Raw genomic sequence first — 15,617 nt, forward strand, 5'->3', positions numbered from 1 at the left:
TTGAAGGACGTTGAGGGACGTCCGTGTCGGGGCAGGACCATGTCGAAATATAAGCTCGCGCCGCTTTTCGGCGCCGTCCTGGCCTTGCCGGCGACGGGCGCGCTGGCTCAGACGCCGCCGACCCCGCCTCCAGCGACCGCCCAACAGGCCCCGGCGCCGACGGCTCAACCCACACCGCAGGAAGACAAGGACGAACCCGCCACCGTGGGTGATGTCGTCGTCACCGCCCGCGCCAACGACGTCCGCACCTCGATCGATTCCATCAGCTACAGCCTGGCCGACGATCTTCAGGCCACGACCGGCAGTCTCGCCGAGGCCTTGCGCAACGTGCCTTCGGTCGATGTCGACCCCCAGGGCAATGTCTCCCTGCGCGGCGACGGCAATGTCACCATCCTGGTCGATGGCCGCCCCTCGGCCATCCTCTCGGGGCCCAATCGCGCCGATGCGGTGCTGCAGTTGCCGGCCGACCGCTATGGGCGGATCGAGGTCATGACCAACCCCTCGGCCGCCTACAGCCCCGAGGGCTCGGGCGGGGTCATCAACCTGATCACCAAGCCGATCCCGGCTGCCGCTCGGGGCGCGGCCGCCTCGGCTCCGGATGCGACCGTCACGACGGGTTCAGTCCGGGTCAACATCGGCGACAACGGTCGTTGGAACGCCGGCGTCAGCGGTTCGCGCCAGCGCGGCAAGCTGACCCTGACCGGCGACGTCAGCTATCGCTACGACGATCAAACCTTCGCATTCGACCGGCTGCGCGAACAACTGGACCCGACGACCGGCGGCGTGACCGCAACCACCACCACGCATCAGGAAAACGACTCTGTCCAGAAGGGCGCCTTCGGCCGTGTTGCGGCGGAGTATCGCCTGACCGACAAGACCATGTTGACCGGCGAACTGCGCGCCAATCAGTTCGATATGGAGGGCACGGCTCTCGGCCTGTTCGAGACCCGTGACGCCGACGGCGTCCTGACAAGGGCCTATACCCGTGATGGAACGAACGGCTTTTCCATGAAGGGCTGGGGCGTCACCAGCCGCGTGCTGCACCAGTTCGACACCTCAGGACACGAGTGGTCGAACGAGTTGCGCTATGATCGCAACGACAACGAAAACACCTCCTTGGTCGCCAATGTCTTCCAGACGCCGGTTTCGCCCGCGCTCTATGAGGCCACGCGCTGGCTGAACGAGCAGGAGATGATCGGTTTCACCAGCGCCTACACTCGTCCGATGGATGACGGCTCCAAGCTGCGCGCCGGCTATGAGCTGACTCTGACCAGACCGGATCAGGGCAATGTGCTGCGGCGCGGGCCGTCCGAGGCCGCCCTGACCCCTGTGCCGGGTCAGAGCAACCGCTTTACCGCCGAGCAGACGGTCCACGCCCTCTACGCCACCTATGAGCGCCCCTTCGGCGACAAGCTGTCGGCCCAGTTCGGCCTGCGCCTGGAACAGGCCGAGGTTGAGGTCGAGGATGTCACCAACGCCGTCCGCGCCTCTCAGGACTATTTCCGCGCCTACCCGACCGGCCACCTCCAATACAAGCTGACGGACACGCAGACCCTGCGCGCCAGCTATTCGCGCCGCATCCAGCGGCCCCAGCCGACCCAGCTGAACCCCTTCGTCACCTACAGCGACCCGCTGAACCTGCGCTCGGGCAACCCTGACCTGGAGCCGCAGGAGACGGACAGCTTCGAGGCCATGTGGCAGATGCGGCGCGGCCAGAGCTTCTATCAGGCCACGGCCTATTACCGCGACACCACCAAGGCCTTCACCGATGTGGCGACCGACGTGGGCGGCGGCGTGCTGCTGACCCGGCCCGAGAACCTGGGCGCGCGGCGGGACCTGGGCGTCGAACTGACCGCCAGCGGCCGCCTGCATCCCACCTTGCGCTACAACGCCAGCGTCAACGCCTTCCGCCAGGAAATCGACGCGGCGGGCATTCCGGGCGGGCGCGACCGCGAGGGCGAGATGCTGACCGGTCGCGTCAGCCTGAACTGGCAGGCCACGCCCAAGGATTTCGTCCAGGTCATGGGCTTCTGGCAGGGCGACCAGTTGTTGGCGCAAGGAACCCGCGAGAGCGGCGGCATGGTCAACCTGGGCTATCGCCGCAAGCTGAACGACACCCTGTCGCTGCAGTTCACGGCGCGCGACATTCTCAACTCCTTCGGGGGCGCCACCACCTATGACACACCCCTGTTCCGCGAGCGGATCGATCAGGACATCAACCTGCGCGCCTTCTATCTGGGGCTGACCTGGTCGTTCGGCGGCGGCCCGCGTCGCCAGCCTGATCAGTTCGACTTCTCGACTGGCCCGACCGGGGGCTGAGGCTTTCGGCTCGTGATGCGTCAACGCCCGTCGCCCGTCCGGCGGCGGGCGTTTTCGCCTGAGCCCTTGCGTGGCCGATCGGCCACACCCACCTCGGTTTGACACAACTCAAGGCGTCGCTTCGCAGAAGGGCGCGTTGATGGTTTTCCGCCTTCCGAGGGGACTGCACACGATGAATCTCGACCTCTATTCCGACCGCGCCAAACAGGCCGTCCAATCCGCCCAGTCGCTGGCCCTGGCCCGCCGCCACCAGCAGTTCGCGCCCGAGCACCTGCTGAAGGTGCTGCTCGAGGAACGCGACGGTCTGGCCCGCAAGCTGATCGATCAGGCCGGCGGCGATCCGTCCGCCGTTGAACTGGTGACCGAAGGCCTGCTGAAGAAGCGGCCCCAGGTCGAGGGCGGCTCGGGCCAGCTCTATCTGGACGGCGACACCGCCCGCGTCTTCAACGCCGCCGAGGACGCCTCGAAAAAGGCCGGCGACGCCTTCGTCACCACCGAACGCCTGCTGGCCGCCATCGCCAAGGAGGGCGGGGCCGCCGCCGAGGCGCTGAAGTCCGCCGGCGTCACGGCCAAGAAGCTGGACGAAGCCGTGACCGAGATGCGCAAGGGCAAGACCGCCGACAGCGCCTCGGCCGAAGACGGCTATGACGCCCTGAAGCGCTATGCCCGCGACCTGACCGAGGCCGCCCGCGACGGCAAGGTGGACCCCGTCATCGGCCGCGACGAGGAGATCCGCCGCACCATCCAGGTCCTGGCCCGGCGCACCAAGAACAACCCCGTCCTGATCGGCGAACCCGGCGTCGGCAAGACCGCCATCGTCGAGGGCCTGGCTCTGCGCATCGTCAACGGCGACGTGCCGGAAAGCCTGAAGGACAAGAAGGTCCTGTCGCTCGACATGGGCGCGCTGATCGCCGGCGCCAAATACCGCGGCGAGTTCGAGGAACGGCTGAAGGCCGTGCTGAACGAGGTGGCTGCGGCCGAGGGCGGCATCGTGCTGTTCATCGACGAGATGCACACCCTGGTCGGCGCCGGCAAGGGCGACGGGGCCATGGACGCCTCCAACCTGCTGAAGCCTGCGCTGGCGCGCGGAGAGCTGCACTGCGTCGGCGCCACCACGCTGGATGAGTATCGCAAGCACGTCGAGAAGGACGCGGCCCTGGCCCGTCGCTTCCAGCCGGTTTTCGTTTCTGAGCCCACCGTCGAGGACACGGTGTCGATCCTCCGTGGGCTGAAAGAGAAGTATGAGGTCCACCACGGGGTGCGGATCAGCGACAGCGCCATCGTCGCCGCCGCGACCTTGTCGAACCGCTACATCACCGACCGCTTCCTGCCCGACAAGGCCATCGACCTGATCGACGAGGCCGCCTCGCGCGTGCGCATGGCCGTCGATTCCAAGCCCGAGGCTCTGGACGAAATCGACCGCCGCCTGGTCCAGCTCAAGATCGAGCGCGAGGCCCTGAAGAAGGAAAGCGACAGCGCCTCCCAGCAGCGTCTGGAGAAGCTGGAGGACGAGATCGCTGACCTCGAAGGTCAGTCGGACGACATGACCGCCCGCTGGAAGTCGGAGAAGGACAAGGTGGGCCAGGGCGCGCAACTGCGTGAGACCCTGGACCGTCTGCGCGCCGAACTGGCCGCCGCCCAGCGCGCTGGCGACCTCGGCCGCGCCTCCGAGATCGCCTATGGCCAGATCCCTCAACTGGAACGCCAGCTGGCCGAGGCCGAAGCCGCCGAGAAACCCGCCGAAGGCCCCCTGACGCCCGAGGTCGTCGACGCCGAGCAGATCGCCGCCGTCGTCAGCCGCTGGACCGGCGTCCCCGTCGACAAGATGCTGGAGGGCGAGCGCGAAAAACTGCTCAAGATGGAGGACGAACTGGGCCGCCGCGTGGTGGGTCAGGACGAGGCGCTGGAAGCCGTGTCCGACGCCGTCCGCCGCGCCCGCGCCGGTCTGAACGACCCCAACAAGCCGCTGGGCAGCTTCCTCTTCCTCGGCCCGACGGGCGTGGGCAAGACCGAGCTGACCAAGGCCCTGGCCGGCTATCTGTTCGATGACGACAACGCCATCACCCGCATCGACATGAGCGAGTACATGGAGAAGCACTCGGTCAGCCGCCTGATCGGCGCCCCTCCGGGCTATGTCGGCTATGACGAGGGCGGCGCCCTGACCGAGGCCGTGCGTCGGCGTCCCTATCAGGTCATCCTGTTTGACGAGGTCGAAAAGGCCCACCCCGACGTCTTCAACGTGCTGTTGCAGGTGCTGGACGACGGCCGCCTGACCGACGGCCAGGGCCGCACCATCGACTTCAAGAACACCCTGATCATCATGACCTCCAACCTGGGCAGCCAGTATCTGGCCGACCAGCCCGAGGGCGAGGACGTCGAGGCCGTTCGCCCCCTGGTCATGGAACAGGTCCGCGCCCACTTCCGGCCCGAGTTCCTGAACCGCATCGATGAGATCATCCTGTTCCACCGCCTCGGCCGCGAACAGATGGGCGGCATCGTCCGCATCCAGCTGGCGCGCCTCGAAAAGCTGATGGCCGACCGTCGCCTGACGCTCGCTCTGGACGACAGCGCCCTGACCTGGCTCGCCGACAAGGGCTACGACCCCGTCTACGGCGCCCGCCCCCTAAAACGCGTCATCCAGAAGGAACTGGTCGACCCCATGGCCAAGAAACTCCTCGCCGGCGAGATCGAGGACGGGTCGGTGGTGGCCGTGTCAGCGGGGGCTGACGGGCTGGAGATCGGGAAGGCGCGGGTGCATTAAAGAGCAATGAGAACCGTCAATTACACCATATTCCTGTCTCGACCTTCCGATGTCGAGAGCCATGTCGAAACTGTCAAGCAAGCGGTTGCAGACGTCAATCTAGTTTCTGCACCGCTTGGTGCACGATTTGACCTGTTTGACTGGAGGGAGAACGCAACGCCGGGCTTAGATGTGGAGCCTCAGGCGCGCGTAAATCTTCAGTCTGAAAATCACGATGCTTTTATTGCTCTTGTCGGTGCAACATTAGGGACGCCAACGATCAATTATGAATCTGGAACCGTAGAGGAGATAGAGAGAGCGATTAGTAAGGCTGAAGATTCTGTTTTTGGCGGAAATTCGGTGTCAATTTTATTTAAGAATGTATCTTTAAGTATAAATTCTGATCTTGATCAGGCGAAAAAGGTTCAATCTCTTAGGTCAAGTCTTGGGCCTAGGGGAATTTTGTACAGAACTTTTGATAATGATGACGATCTTAGGGATGTTGTCTTTAGGTGTCTTGGTGTTTTGCTTTCCGGTCACGTAAGCATGCAGTCTGAGAATTTATCTGCATCTAAAGTTTCTTCTCAATTCGATGTGATTAGTACTAAGGTAGTTGATGATAATTCCACAGTAGATGATGCCGAAGAGTTGGGAATATTGGATTATTCGCAGATAATTTCGGACCGAATAGAGTCGGCGACGAATGCTTCTATTTCTATATCTGAGGCAATGAAGGTGCTGACGTCTGCTACGTCAAAAGCCACCGACGAAATTTCGATTGCTACGACTATGGATGATCAGTCGGCTAAGAAGAAAATAATAAATGATGTAGCTGCTGCTATAAATATATGCGCCGATAATTTTGAACGGAGCGGCGATCAAGTTCATGTTGAATTTCGGCGTGCTCTAGATGCGATCAGAGAGTTGATTGATATTCAAATGTCAGACATGAGCGGGGAGCAATTTGATAGTGAAATTGCTATAGTTTATGAAATGACAAAATCTCTTGATCCAACTATTACTGAAACAATGTCTCAAACAAAAAATTTTGGAGAGATGATAGCCAGTTTGCCTAGGCTTACAAAGGAGCTAAATTCATCCAAAAGGAGATTGCAGCGTGGTATTGAATCGTTGGTTGCTGGTCTTGCTATTGTGAAGTCTGAAAATAATGCCTTGAATGAATATGCCGCTTCGAGAATTAATATTGGAACCTCGGAAAAGGTGGCGCTGGGCAACTAGGGCTAGCGTGACCTCCGGGTGACTGAGCCTCAGTCCCCCAACACCGGCATCACCTCCACCCCGTCGCAGACGAAGATGCTCATGTGCGGGTGGTTGTCGAACAGGCGGGCGGCGGCCTCATGGCTGTCGGCGCGGACGACCATGAAGACGGTCAGAAGGTTGACCGCGTCCGTCATGGCGCTGTCGTCGTCGATGCGCTTGGTCGGGCCCAGCGGGCCGCCCTGAAAGACGATGGCGTCGCGGTGCGCCTCTTCCCAGGCGGCGACGGCGGCGACGCCGAGGCGGGCCGTCTCGGCCTGCTGGGTCTCGCTCATGGCGCGCCAGGCCCGCCATTTGGGGCCGGTCTTGTCGCTAGTGAAGACGGCCAGGTAGTGGGTCTCGGCGCTCATCGAAGCCTCCCGTTTCCGGGAGGGTCGGACTTTCGGCGGCCTCGGGCAAGCGGCGCCGCGCCACCCCTCATCCGAGCGCCTCCGGCGCCCACCTTCTCCCACAAGGGGAGAAGGAAGTTTGTGCTCAAGCAGCGAGCGACCGCGTCGCGAGCGTTAGCGCTCTTTGTTTAGATATGGATGGCGTGGCCCAGCGCGCGCAAGGACGCCTCGTGGAAGGCTTCGCCCAGCGTCGGGTGGACGTGGATGGTGCCCGCCACGTCTTCCAGCACGGCGCCCATTTCCAGCATCTGGGCGAAGCTGTTGGACATCTCCGAGACGTGCTGGCCGACGGCCTGGATGCCCAGGATGCGGTGGTCGGTCTTCGAGGCGATGACGCGGACGAAGCCGCCGTCTTCGCCGGCCTCGATGGCCAGGGCGCGGCCGATGGCGGCGAAGGGGAAGACGGACTGGATCACGTCGTCGCGGCCCTTGACGTCGTCGACGCCGAGGCCCGCCGAGACGATCTCCGGCTCGGTGAAGCAGACGGCGGCGATGGTGACCGGATCGAAGACGCGGTCATGGCCGGCGATGATCTCGGCCACGACCTCGCCCTGGGCCGAGCCCTTGTGCGCCAGCATGGGTTCGCCGGTCAGGTCGCCGACAGCCCAGACGTTCTTCATGCTGGTGGCGCAGCGCTTGTCGATCTTCACGAAGGGCCCGTCCATGGCCACGCCCATGGTCTCCAGACCCCAGCCCTTGGTGCGCGGACGACGACCGACCGTGACCAGCACCTTGTCGGCGTCCAGTTGCATCGGATTGCCGTCCTTGTCGGTGACGTTCAGCTTGCCGTCTCCGAAACCGCCGGCGCGGGCGCCGAGGAAGAGCTCGACGCCGTGCTTCTCGAGCCACTTCTGCACCGGGTCGGTCAGGGCCTTGTCGTAGAGCGGCAGCAGGCGGTCGGCCATCTCGACGATGGCCACCTCGGCGCCCAGCTTGCGGAAGGCGATGCCCAGTTCCAGGCCGATATAGCCGCCGCCGACGACGACCAGTTTTTTCGGCACTTCCGGCAGGCTCAGGGCTTCGGTCGAGGAGATGACGTCGCCGCCGAACGGCAGGAAGGGCAGTTCGACCGGTTCCGATCCGGTGGCCAGGATGACGTGTTCGGCGGTGATGATGATGGGGCCGTCGGCGGTCTCGACGCGGCAGGTCTTGGCGTCGGTGAACTCGGCCCAGCCCTTGATGACCTTGACCTTGGCCTTCTTCAGCAGGGCGGCCACGCCGGCGTTCAGCTTCCTGACGATGCCGTCCTTCCACGCGACCGTCTTGGACAGGTCGATGGCCGGGGCCGACGCGGTGATGCCCAGCGTGCCGTCGCCGGCGGCTTTCAGGACCGTCTCATACTTGCCCGCGGCGTGGATGATGGCCTTGGACGGAATGCAGCCGACGTTCAGGCAGGTCCCGCCCAGGCCGTCGCCTCCGTCCACCAGAACAGTGTCCAGCCCGAGTTGGCCGCAACGGATGCCCGCGACATAGCCGCCGGTGCCGGCGCCGATGATCAGGACTTTGGTTTTCAGGGTCTGGGTCATTTGGTTTCTGTCTTACGAAGGCGCGTAGCTGCTGCCCTGAGTTCAGTCGGAATTTGTCGATCTAGGACCATGCGAAGGGGAAGCGCCTCGATCACCTCGGGCTGGCCCCAGTTCAGCAGGCGTCGCCACCACGGCAGCCTTCGTCCGTAGATAATGGCTGTCTCACCAAAGCCCGGATAGAGGGTTCTGCCACATGAGCTGCCAAAATCGGGCGCGTACTGATCCTTGAGGCTACTTGAACCGACGTTGCCCTTGAGCGAGACGATAGGCTTGAGATGGCTGATAGCGCGGTTCTCGCCGACTAGCTGGAGAGAACGAATTTGAGCAAGGAACACGTAGTCGGCATTCCTCCAGCTCGCCCGTTGATGAGCGAGGTCCTCATGGTAAATCTTGCGCTCTATGAAGGCGCGCATTTCGTCCTCGCTAAGGTCAGTGCGTGGCACGTCCGCGAGGTCAAAATCGATCGTGCAGGCGAACGCAGGCGCGGCGCTGAAGGAGGCGAGCGTGACGGCGATGATCAGAGCACCAGTCTTCATCAGCTTCCTCCTACTTCCGCTCATCCCCGCGGAGGCGGGGATCCAGTGCTTTGGCCCAAAAGCGCAGGCCGATTAACGGACCGCTTGCCCGGTTCAAGAACTGGGCCCCGGCGTCCGCCGGGGTGAGCGGAAGGAAGAGGCTGGTTCTCAGTTCATCCAGAGCGTCGCCGGGTGCTCCAGCAGGCCCTTGATGCGCTGGACGAAGACCGCGGCGTCATGGCCGTCGACGATGCGGTGATCGAAGCTGGAGGACAGGTTCATCATCTTGCGCACGACCATCTGACCGTCCTTGACCACCACGCGTTCGGCGATCTTGTTCGGGCCGACGATGGCGACCTCGGGGTGGTTGATGATGGGCGTGTGAACCACGCCGCCCAACGTCCCCAGGGAGGTGATGGTGATGGTCGAGCCGCTGAGTTCCTCGCGCTTGGCCGAGCCGTCCTTGGCGGCACCCGAGACGCGGGCGATTTCCAGGGCGGTGGCGTAGGGGTCCAGCGCCTCGGCGTGGCGGACGACCGGGACCATCAGGCCGTTCGGCGTCTGGGCGGCGATGCCCAGATGGACCGGGGCGTGCTGGGTCAGCACCCCGGCCTCGTCGTCATAGTGGCTGTTGATAATCGGCTGGTCGCGCAGGGCCACGACGATGGCGCGGGCGATGAAGGGCAGGACGTTCAGCTTGGGCTGGTCCTTCGACTTCGTGGCGTTCAGGTGGGCGCGCAGCTCCTCCACCGCCGTCATGTCGATTTCCTCGACATAGGTGATGTGCGGGATGCGACGCACGCTCTCGGCCATCTTCTCCGCGATCTTGCGGCGCAGGCCGATGATCTTGGTCTCGGTGGTCCCCTCGGCGCGGGCGTAGGTCGAGGACGCGGTGCCGCCGGTCGCGGCGGGCAGGCTGCCCCCGCGCGCGACGAAGGCGTCCAGGTCTTCATGCTGGATACGACCGGCAGGGCCGGAGCCGGGCACGAAGGCCAGGTCGATGCCCAGATCGCGGGCGCGGTTGCGCACGGCGGGCGAGGCCAGGGCGCGCTCGCCCGGCTGGCGGCCGGTCATGGCGGGGACGGGCTTGGCGTCGGCCTTGGGGGCAGGGGCCGCAGCGGGCTTGGCGACCGGCGCAGGCGCGGCCTTCTCGGCCTTGGCGGCGGGCGCAGGGGCGGCAGCCGGAGTGGCGGCGACATTGCCCTTGCCCTCGACCTTGAAGCTGACCAAGGGGCCGCCGACGGGGACCTGCTGGCCCGCATCGCCGTGCAGGGCGACGACCACGCCGTTGATCGGGCTGGTGATCTCGACCGTGGCCTTGTCGGTCATGATGTCGGCGAGGATTTGATCCTCCTCGACCGCGTCGCCGACCTTGACGTGCCAGCCGACCAGTTCGGCCTCGGCGGTGCCTTCGCCCACGTCGGGCAGCTTGAACACGTAGTTCGCTCCGGCGGCGGCGCCGACCGGCGCAGGGGAAACCGGGGCGGCTTCAGCCTTCGGCGCTTCGACGGCTACCGGGGCGGGCTCGGATTTAGCGACAGGCGTTGGCGTCGGCTCGGCGTCGGACGCATTACCCGCGCCCTCGACCTCGAACTCGACCAGGGGGCCGCGCACGGGCACCATCTGGCCGGGCTCGCCGTGAATGGCAAGAACCTTGCCGCTGACCGGGGCGGTGATTTCCACCGTGGCCTTGTCGGTCATGATGTCGGCGACGATCTGGTCTTCCTCGACCATGTCGCCGACCGCGACGTGCCAGGCGACCAGTTCGGCCTCGGCGGTGCCTTCGCCCACGTCGGGCAGCTTGAAGACGAAACGACCCATATCAACGGCCTCCCGACATGACGGCTTTCAGGGCGTCGGCCACGCGTTGCGGGCCGGGGAAGTATTCCCACTCGAAGGCGTGCGGGTAGGGGGTGTCCCAGCCCGTGACACGCGCGATGGGGGCTTCCAGATGATAGAAGCAGCGTTCCTGCACCAGGGCCGACAGCTCGCCGCCGAAGCCCGAGGTTTTCGGCGCCTCGTGCACGATGACGCAGCGGCCGGTCTTTTTGACGCTGGCTTCGATGGTCTCGATGTCCAGCGGCACCAGGGTGCGCAGGTCGATGACCTCGGCGTCGACGCCGGCGTGTTCGGCGCCGGCCAGGGCCACCCAGACCATGGTGCCATAGGCCAGGATGGTGACGTCCGAACCTTCGCGCATGACGCGGGCCTTGCCGATGGGCAGGGCGTATTTCTCGGTCGGGACCTGGGCCAGTTCCTGGGTCTTCCACGGCGAAACCGGCTTCTCGTGCCAGCCGTCGAAGGGACCGTTGTAGAGGCGCTTGGGCTCGAAGAAGACGACCGGATCGTCATCCTCGATGGCGGCGGTCAGCAGGCCCTTGGCGTCATAGGGGTTGGACGGAATGACGACCTTCAGACCCGCGATGTGGGTGAACAGGGCTTCGGGCGACTGGCTGTGCGTCTGGCCGCCGAAGATGCCGCCGCCGTAGGGGCTGCGGATGGTGATCGGCGAGGTGAACTGACCGCCCGAGCGGTAGCGCATCTTGGCCGCTTCCGAGACGATCTGGTCGTAGGCCGGATAGATGTAGTCGGCGAACTGGATCTCGACGACCGGGCGCAGGCCATAGGCGCCCATGCCGATGGCGGCGGCGACGATGCCGCATTCCGAAATCGGGGCGTCGAAGCTGCGGGTCAGGCCGTGCTTTTGCTGAAGCTGGTCGGTGACGCGGAAGACGCCGCCGAAATAGCCCGCGTCCTCGCCGAACGACAGGACGTTCGGGTCCTCGGCCATCTTGACGTCGATGGCCGAGTTCAGGGCCTGGATCATGTTCATGGGAACAGTGGTCATGGTCAGACTCCGACCTCGCGGCGCTGTTCGACCAAGCGCCAGTCCTCGGTCGCATAGACCTCTTCAAACATGGTCTTCACGCTGGGGCGCGACTGGCCGAGCGTGCCGATGGCCTCGGATTCCTTGCCGGCGGCGCGGACCTGCTCGACGGCGTCCTTTTCGGCTTCGACCTGCTGCTCGTCCGACCATTCGCCGAGGACGATCAGGTGCTGTTTCAGGCGCTCGATCGGGTCGCCCAGCGGCCATTTCTCGGCCTCATCGCCCGGGCGATAGCGGCTGGGATCGTCAGAGGTCGAGTGCGGAGCGCCGCGATAGGTGAACAGCTCGATCACGGTGGCGCCCTGGTTGGTGCGCGCGCGTTCCTCGGCCCACTGGGTCGCGGCCCAGACGGCCAGGAAGTCGTTGCCGTCGACGCGCAGGGCCGGCAGGCCATAGCCGATGGCCTTGGCGGCGAAAGTCGTGTCCAGACCGCCCGCGATGCCCATGAAGGACGAGATGGCCCACTGGTTGTTGACCACGTTCAGGATGACCGGCGCGCGGTAAACCGAGGCGAAGGTCAGGGCGTTGTGGAAGTCGCCTTCCGCCGTGGCGCCGTCGCCGATCCAACTGATGGCGATCTTGTCATCGCCCTTGTAGGCGCTGGCCATGGCCCAACCCACGGCCTGCGGCACCTGGGTGCCCAGGTTGCCCGAGATGGTGAAGAAGCCATAGTCCTTGGCCGAATACATGATCGGCAGCTGGCGGCCCTTGATCGGGTCTTCGGCGTTGGAATAGATCTGGTTCATCATCGACGCGAGCGGATAGCCGCGTGCGATCAGAAGGCCCTGCTGGCGATAGGTGGGGAAGCCCATGTCCTCGCGGCTCAGGATCATGCCCTGGGCGACCGCGATGGCCTCCTCGCCGGTGCACTTCATGTAGAAGCTGGTCTTGCCCTGGCGGTGGGCGCGGTGCATCCGCTCGTCGAAGGCGCGGGTCAGGATCATGGCCTTGAGGCCGCGCCGCATGATCTCGGGGTCCAGCTTGGGGTCCCAGGGGCCGACGGCCTTGCCCTCGTCGTCCAGAACGCGGACCAGGCGGAAGGCGAGATCGCGCATCTCATAGGGGGCGGTCGAGACTTCCGGGCGGCTGACAGCGCCGGCGGGATCGAACTGCAGGTGGCTGAAATCGGGCGCATCGCCCGGACGACCCGAGGGCTCCGGCACGCGCAGCGACAGGGTGGGGGTGTTCTTCATCATGCGTCCCGTCCGGTTAATCCGTCCGCGTTTCCTCTATGGAGAGGGCATAGCATGGCGCGTCTCTGTTGGCCTTCCTAAAAATACCCTTGCCAAATGCTGATTTGGGGTATTTTATTGCGTGAAATCCCCTTTTGGAGAAACGCCTTTGGCCGATGAACTTGATCCTATCGACGCCCGCATCCTCGACATCCTGCAACAGGACGCCGGATTGTCGGTCGCCGAGGTCGCCGATCGCGTCGGCCTTTCGGCCTCGCCCTGCTGGCGCCGGATCAAGAGACTGGAGGACTCTGGCCTGATACGCAAGCGGGTCACGCTTCTGGACGCCGGTCTGCTGGGTCTGGACTTCGAGGTCTACGCCATCGTCAAGCTGAGCCTGCCGTCGCGTGAGAACCTCGACATCTTTGAAAAGGCCGTGTCCGAATGGCCGGAAGTGGTGCAGTGCGCCACCATCACCGGGCGCGAGGACTATGTCCTGCGCATCATCACTTCGGACATGCACGCCTTCGATCAGTTCCTGCGCGACAAGCTGCTGACGCTGGGCATCGTCTCCGACTGCGCCAGCCATATCGTCACGCGCGGCGTCAAGAACGTCACCACCCTGCCGCTGGGCATCATCACGCCGCACGTCGGCTAAACGACCAGGCGAGGGGGCAGGCATGATCGAACTGGTGATCGACGCGCGTCGGAAGGACCTCGGCGGGTTCGAGGTCGGGCGCGTCCTGCCCTTCCACGCCAGGCCCATGGTCGGCCCCTTCATCTTCCTGGACCAGATGGGCCCGGCCGAGTTCGCGCCGGGCGCCGACGCCATCAATGTGCGACCGCACCCGCACATCGGCCTGTCGACCCTGACCTATCTGTTCGAGGGCGAGATCATGCACCGGGACAATCTGGGCTATACCCAGGCCATCCGTCCCGGCGAGGTGAACTGGATGACCGCCGGGTCCGGCATCGTCCATTCCGAACGCACCGACCCGCTGAAGAAGGCGCAGGGCGGGGCCATGCACGGGATGCAGGCCTGGGTCGCCCTGCCGACCGAACTGGAGGAGATGGCGCCCTCCTTCACCCACCTGGGCGAGGACGCCCAGCCGACCTATGAGAACAACGGCCTGTTCGCGCGTCTGGTGGCGGGCGAGGCCTTCGGCGCCAAGGCCGCAACCCCGGTCCAGTCGCCGCTCTTCTACGTCCATTGGGACATGGCCGAGGGCGTGCGCGCCGCCCCGCCGCCGCCGAAATCCAAGGGCGGCTACAGCGAGCGCGCCCTGTTCGTGGCCAAGGGCCGGATCGAGGTCGACGGCCGCCCCTTCCACGAAGGCCAGATGGTGGTCCTGTCGGCCAATGCCGAGCCGACCGTCACGGCCCTGGCCCCGTCCAGCGTCATGGTCCTGGGCGGCGAGCCGGTCGGCGAACGTCTGATCTGGTGGAACTTCGTCTCCTCGTCCCAGGCCCGCATGGACCAGGCCAAGGCCGACTGGAAGGCCGGCCGCATGAGCCTGCCGTCTGAAGACGCGCTGGAGTTCATTCCGTTGCCGGAAGAGACGGTCTAGGCGTTCTCACAGCCCCCGCACGAACCCCGTCAGCGCCGCGCTCACTTCGTCCGGCCTTTCCTGTTGCAGCCAATGTCCGGCGCCTGGCAGGACGACTTGGCCGCGCAGGTCGGTGAGCCAGTCCGTTTGCCCTGCCTCATGCGGGCCGGCGTAGTGGCGCACGGGGTCGCGATCGCCGACGAGGAAGAGGGCGGGTTGAGCGATCTTCTGGCCTTGCAGGAAGGCGGTCAGGCTCCAGTTGCGGTCGAGGCAGCGATACCAGTCCAGCGGCCCTCGGAAGCCTGATGCGGCAAACGCGGCGACGTATTCATCGAAGTGCGCTTCGCTCATCCAGGGCGGCAGGGTCGCGTGGTCGGATATGCTGTCCAGCAGACTGACGCCCTGCGGCATGAAGCCGGTCGACTGGTCCGCCGTGGCGGTGGCGCCGTCATAGGCCCAGAACATCTTTCTCAGGGCCGTGGCCGGGTCGGCGTCCAGTTCGACATGGGCCTCCGGCGACTGGAAGCGGTTGATGTAGAGGTCGCCCAGCCCCGCCCGTTTCGTGATCGCCGCCATGGCCGCCGTCGGCGGTCCTTTGGGACGGCGCGGCTGGAAGGGCACCGACAGGCCAGCGACGGCGCGGAAGACGTCGGGCCGCATCAGGGCGCAATGCCAGGCCACCGCCGAGCCCCAGTCGTGGCCGATGACGACCGCCTGCTCCTCGCCCATCGCCCGCGCCAGATCGACCATGTCCCCGACCAGATGCAGGATCGTGTGGTCTTCCTGATCGGCGGGTTTGTTGGTCCCGCCATAGCCGCGCATGTCGGGGGCGACGGCGCGATAGCCCGCCTCGGCCAGGGCCTGAACCTGGGCTCGCCAACTGATCCCCAGTTCGGGAAAGCCGTGGATCAGCAGGACCAGCGGGCCTTCACCGGCCTCCAGCACCTGTTGCGTCAGGCCGTCGGTGGCGATGCGGCGGGTCTGCATGGGCGGTCCTCCCTTTAGAAGCTAGCCTATCGCGTTTTTGGTCTCTGGCGAGAGCGTTCCCGTTCCGTTTCGCATCGCGGGGCGCTATGGATCGGGGGTGATCGACGTCTCCGCCCCTTTCACCGTCAAGCCCGCGACCCAACCTTGGGCCGAGCTGCCGCCCGCCTTGGCCACCCCGCCGGGCGCCGGGGCCGTGTGCGATGCGTCGGGGGCGAAGAAGATCGGGCGCGGCGCCGCCGAGGGCGTCTTGACCGGCG

12 protein-coding genes are annotated in these 15,617 nt (G+C 65.1%); 5 read left to right on the plus strand and 7 right to left on the minus strand.

Annotated features, from left to right (window positions below; all coding sequences use genetic code 11):
• The first annotated feature begins 39 nt into the window (after positions 1 to 39).
• The 3 genes from CQ039_RS08860 to CQ039_RS16535 all read left to right on the plus strand — a co-directional run bounded on the left by CQ039_RS08860 (position 40) and on the right by CQ039_RS16535 (position 6,298).
• Positions 40 to 2,319: an outer membrane beta-barrel family protein gene (locus tag CQ039_RS08860; protein ID WP_105563206.1), complete on the plus strand. Its 2,280-nt coding sequence runs from the start codon at positions 40 to 42 to the stop codon at positions 2,317 to 2,319.
• A gap of 172 nt (positions 2,320 to 2,491) precedes the next feature.
• Positions 2,492 to 5,080, plus strand: a complete 2,589-nt coding sequence (gene clpB / locus CQ039_RS08865) for an ATP-dependent chaperone ClpB (RefSeq protein WP_105563205.1) — start codon at positions 2,492 to 2,494, stop codon at positions 5,078 to 5,080.
• Positions 5,081 to 5,086: 6 nt separating this feature from the next.
• A complete protein-coding gene (locus tag CQ039_RS16535; protein WP_146112078.1) occupies positions 5,087 to 6,298 on the plus strand; it encodes a hypothetical protein in 1,212 nt (403 codons plus the stop codon).
• A 29-nt stretch (positions 6,299 to 6,327) separates the two neighbouring features.
• On the opposite strand, the gene CQ039_RS08870 is transcribed toward CQ039_RS16535, so the two are convergent.
• The 6 genes from CQ039_RS08870 to CQ039_RS08895 all read right to left on the minus strand — a co-directional run bounded on the left by CQ039_RS08870 (position 6,328) and on the right by CQ039_RS08895 (position 12,850).
• Positions 6,328 to 6,687, minus strand: a complete 360-nt coding sequence (locus CQ039_RS08870) for a YciI family protein (RefSeq protein ID WP_105563204.1) — start codon at positions 6,685 to 6,687, stop codon at positions 6,328 to 6,330.
• A 167-nt stretch (positions 6,688 to 6,854) separates the two neighbouring features.
• Entirely contained in the window at positions 6,855 to 8,252 is a 1,398-nt protein-coding gene (gene lpdA, locus CQ039_RS08875; RefSeq protein WP_105563203.1) for a dihydrolipoyl dehydrogenase, read from the minus strand.
• Positions 8,249 to 8,788 (minus strand): hypothetical protein, encoded by a 540-nt coding sequence (locus tag CQ039_RS08880; protein WP_105563202.1) that lies wholly within the window; start codon positions 8,786 to 8,788, stop codon positions 8,249 to 8,251. The genes lpdA and CQ039_RS08880 overlap by 4 nt, the downstream gene beginning before the upstream one ends.
• Before the next feature lie 147 nt (positions 8,789 to 8,935).
• Entirely contained in the window at positions 8,936 to 10,588 is a 1,653-nt protein-coding gene (locus CQ039_RS08885) for a 2-oxo acid dehydrogenase subunit E2 (protein WP_105563201.1), read from the minus strand.
• Between the two features lies 1 nt (position 10,589).
• Positions 10,590 to 11,615 (minus strand): alpha-ketoacid dehydrogenase subunit beta, encoded by a 1,026-nt coding sequence (locus CQ039_RS08890; protein ID WP_199183570.1) that lies wholly within the window; start codon positions 11,613 to 11,615, stop codon positions 10,590 to 10,592.
• 2 nt (positions 11,616 to 11,617) lie between these two features.
• Positions 11,618 to 12,850 carry a 3-methyl-2-oxobutanoate dehydrogenase (2-methylpropanoyl-transferring) subunit alpha gene (locus CQ039_RS08895; RefSeq protein ID WP_233190192.1) on the minus strand — a complete coding sequence of 411 codons (1,233 nt, stop codon included), beginning with the start codon at positions 12,848 to 12,850 and terminating at the stop codon, positions 11,618 to 11,620.
• Positions 12,851 to 12,995: 145 nt separating this feature from the next.
• Between CQ039_RS08895 and CQ039_RS08900 the strand changes: the two genes are divergently transcribed.
• Both CQ039_RS08900 and CQ039_RS08905 read left to right on the plus strand, forming a co-directional pair.
• Positions 12,996 to 13,484: an Lrp/AsnC family transcriptional regulator gene (locus CQ039_RS08900; RefSeq protein WP_105563200.1), complete on the plus strand. Its 489-nt coding sequence runs from the start codon at positions 12,996 to 12,998 to the stop codon at positions 13,482 to 13,484.
• A 22-nt stretch (positions 13,485 to 13,506) separates the two neighbouring features.
• Entirely contained in the window at positions 13,507 to 14,394 is an 888-nt protein-coding gene (locus CQ039_RS08905) for a pirin family protein (protein ID WP_105563199.1), read from the plus strand.
• A 6-nt stretch (positions 14,395 to 14,400) separates the two neighbouring features.
• Here the strand turns inward: CQ039_RS08905 and CQ039_RS08910 are convergent, their stop codons facing one another.
• On the minus strand, positions 14,401 to 15,360 hold the full coding sequence (locus CQ039_RS08910; protein ID WP_105563198.1) for an alpha/beta fold hydrolase: 960 nt from the start codon (positions 15,358 to 15,360) through the stop codon (positions 14,401 to 14,403).
• Between the last annotated feature and the right edge of the window lie 257 nt (positions 15,361 to 15,617).

Origin of the sequence: Brevundimonas sp. MYb52, assembly GCF_002979535.1 — a bacterium.
Lineage (GTDB): Bacteria > Pseudomonadota > Alphaproteobacteria > Caulobacterales > Caulobacteraceae > Brevundimonas.

Excerpts from the sequence above, each read along its gene's own strand:
- CQ039_RS08860 (WP_105563206.1), top strand. The coding sequence starts at position 40 with ATGTCGAAATATAAGCTCGCGCCGCTTTTCGGCGCCGTCCTGGCCTTG.
- clpB (WP_105563205.1), top strand. The coding sequence starts at position 2,492 with ATGAATCTCGACCTCTATTCCGACCGCGCCAAACAGGCCGTCCAATCC.
- CQ039_RS16535 (WP_146112078.1), top strand. The coding sequence starts at position 5,087 with ATGAGAACCGTCAATTACACCATATTCCTGTCTCGACCTTCCGATGTC.
- CQ039_RS08870 (WP_105563204.1), bottom strand. The coding sequence starts at position 6,687 with ATGAGCGCCGAGACCCACTACCTGGCCGTCTTCACTAGCGACAAGACC.
- lpdA (WP_105563203.1), bottom strand. The coding sequence starts at position 8,252 with ATGACCCAGACCCTGAAAACCAAAGTCCTGATCATCGGCGCCGGCACC.
- CQ039_RS08880 (WP_105563202.1), bottom strand. The coding sequence starts at position 8,788 with ATGAAGACTGGTGCTCTGATCATCGCCGTCACGCTCGCCTCCTTCAGC.
- CQ039_RS08885 (WP_105563201.1), bottom strand. The coding sequence starts at position 10,588 with ATGGGTCGTTTCGTCTTCAAGCTGCCCGACGTGGGCGAAGGCACCGCC.
- CQ039_RS08890 (WP_199183570.1), bottom strand. The coding sequence starts at position 11,615 with ATGACCACTGTTCCCATGAACATGATCCAGGCCCTGAACTCGGCCATC.
- CQ039_RS08895 (WP_233190192.1), bottom strand. The coding sequence starts at position 12,850 with ATGATGAAGAACACCCCCACCCTGTCGCTGCGCGTGCCGGAGCCCTCG.
- CQ039_RS08905 (WP_105563199.1), top strand. The coding sequence starts at position 13,507 with ATGATCGAACTGGTGATCGACGCGCGTCGGAAGGACCTCGGCGGGTTC.
- CQ039_RS08910 (WP_105563198.1), bottom strand. The coding sequence starts at position 15,360 with ATGCAGACCCGCCGCATCGCCACCGACGGCCTGACGCAACAGGTGCTG.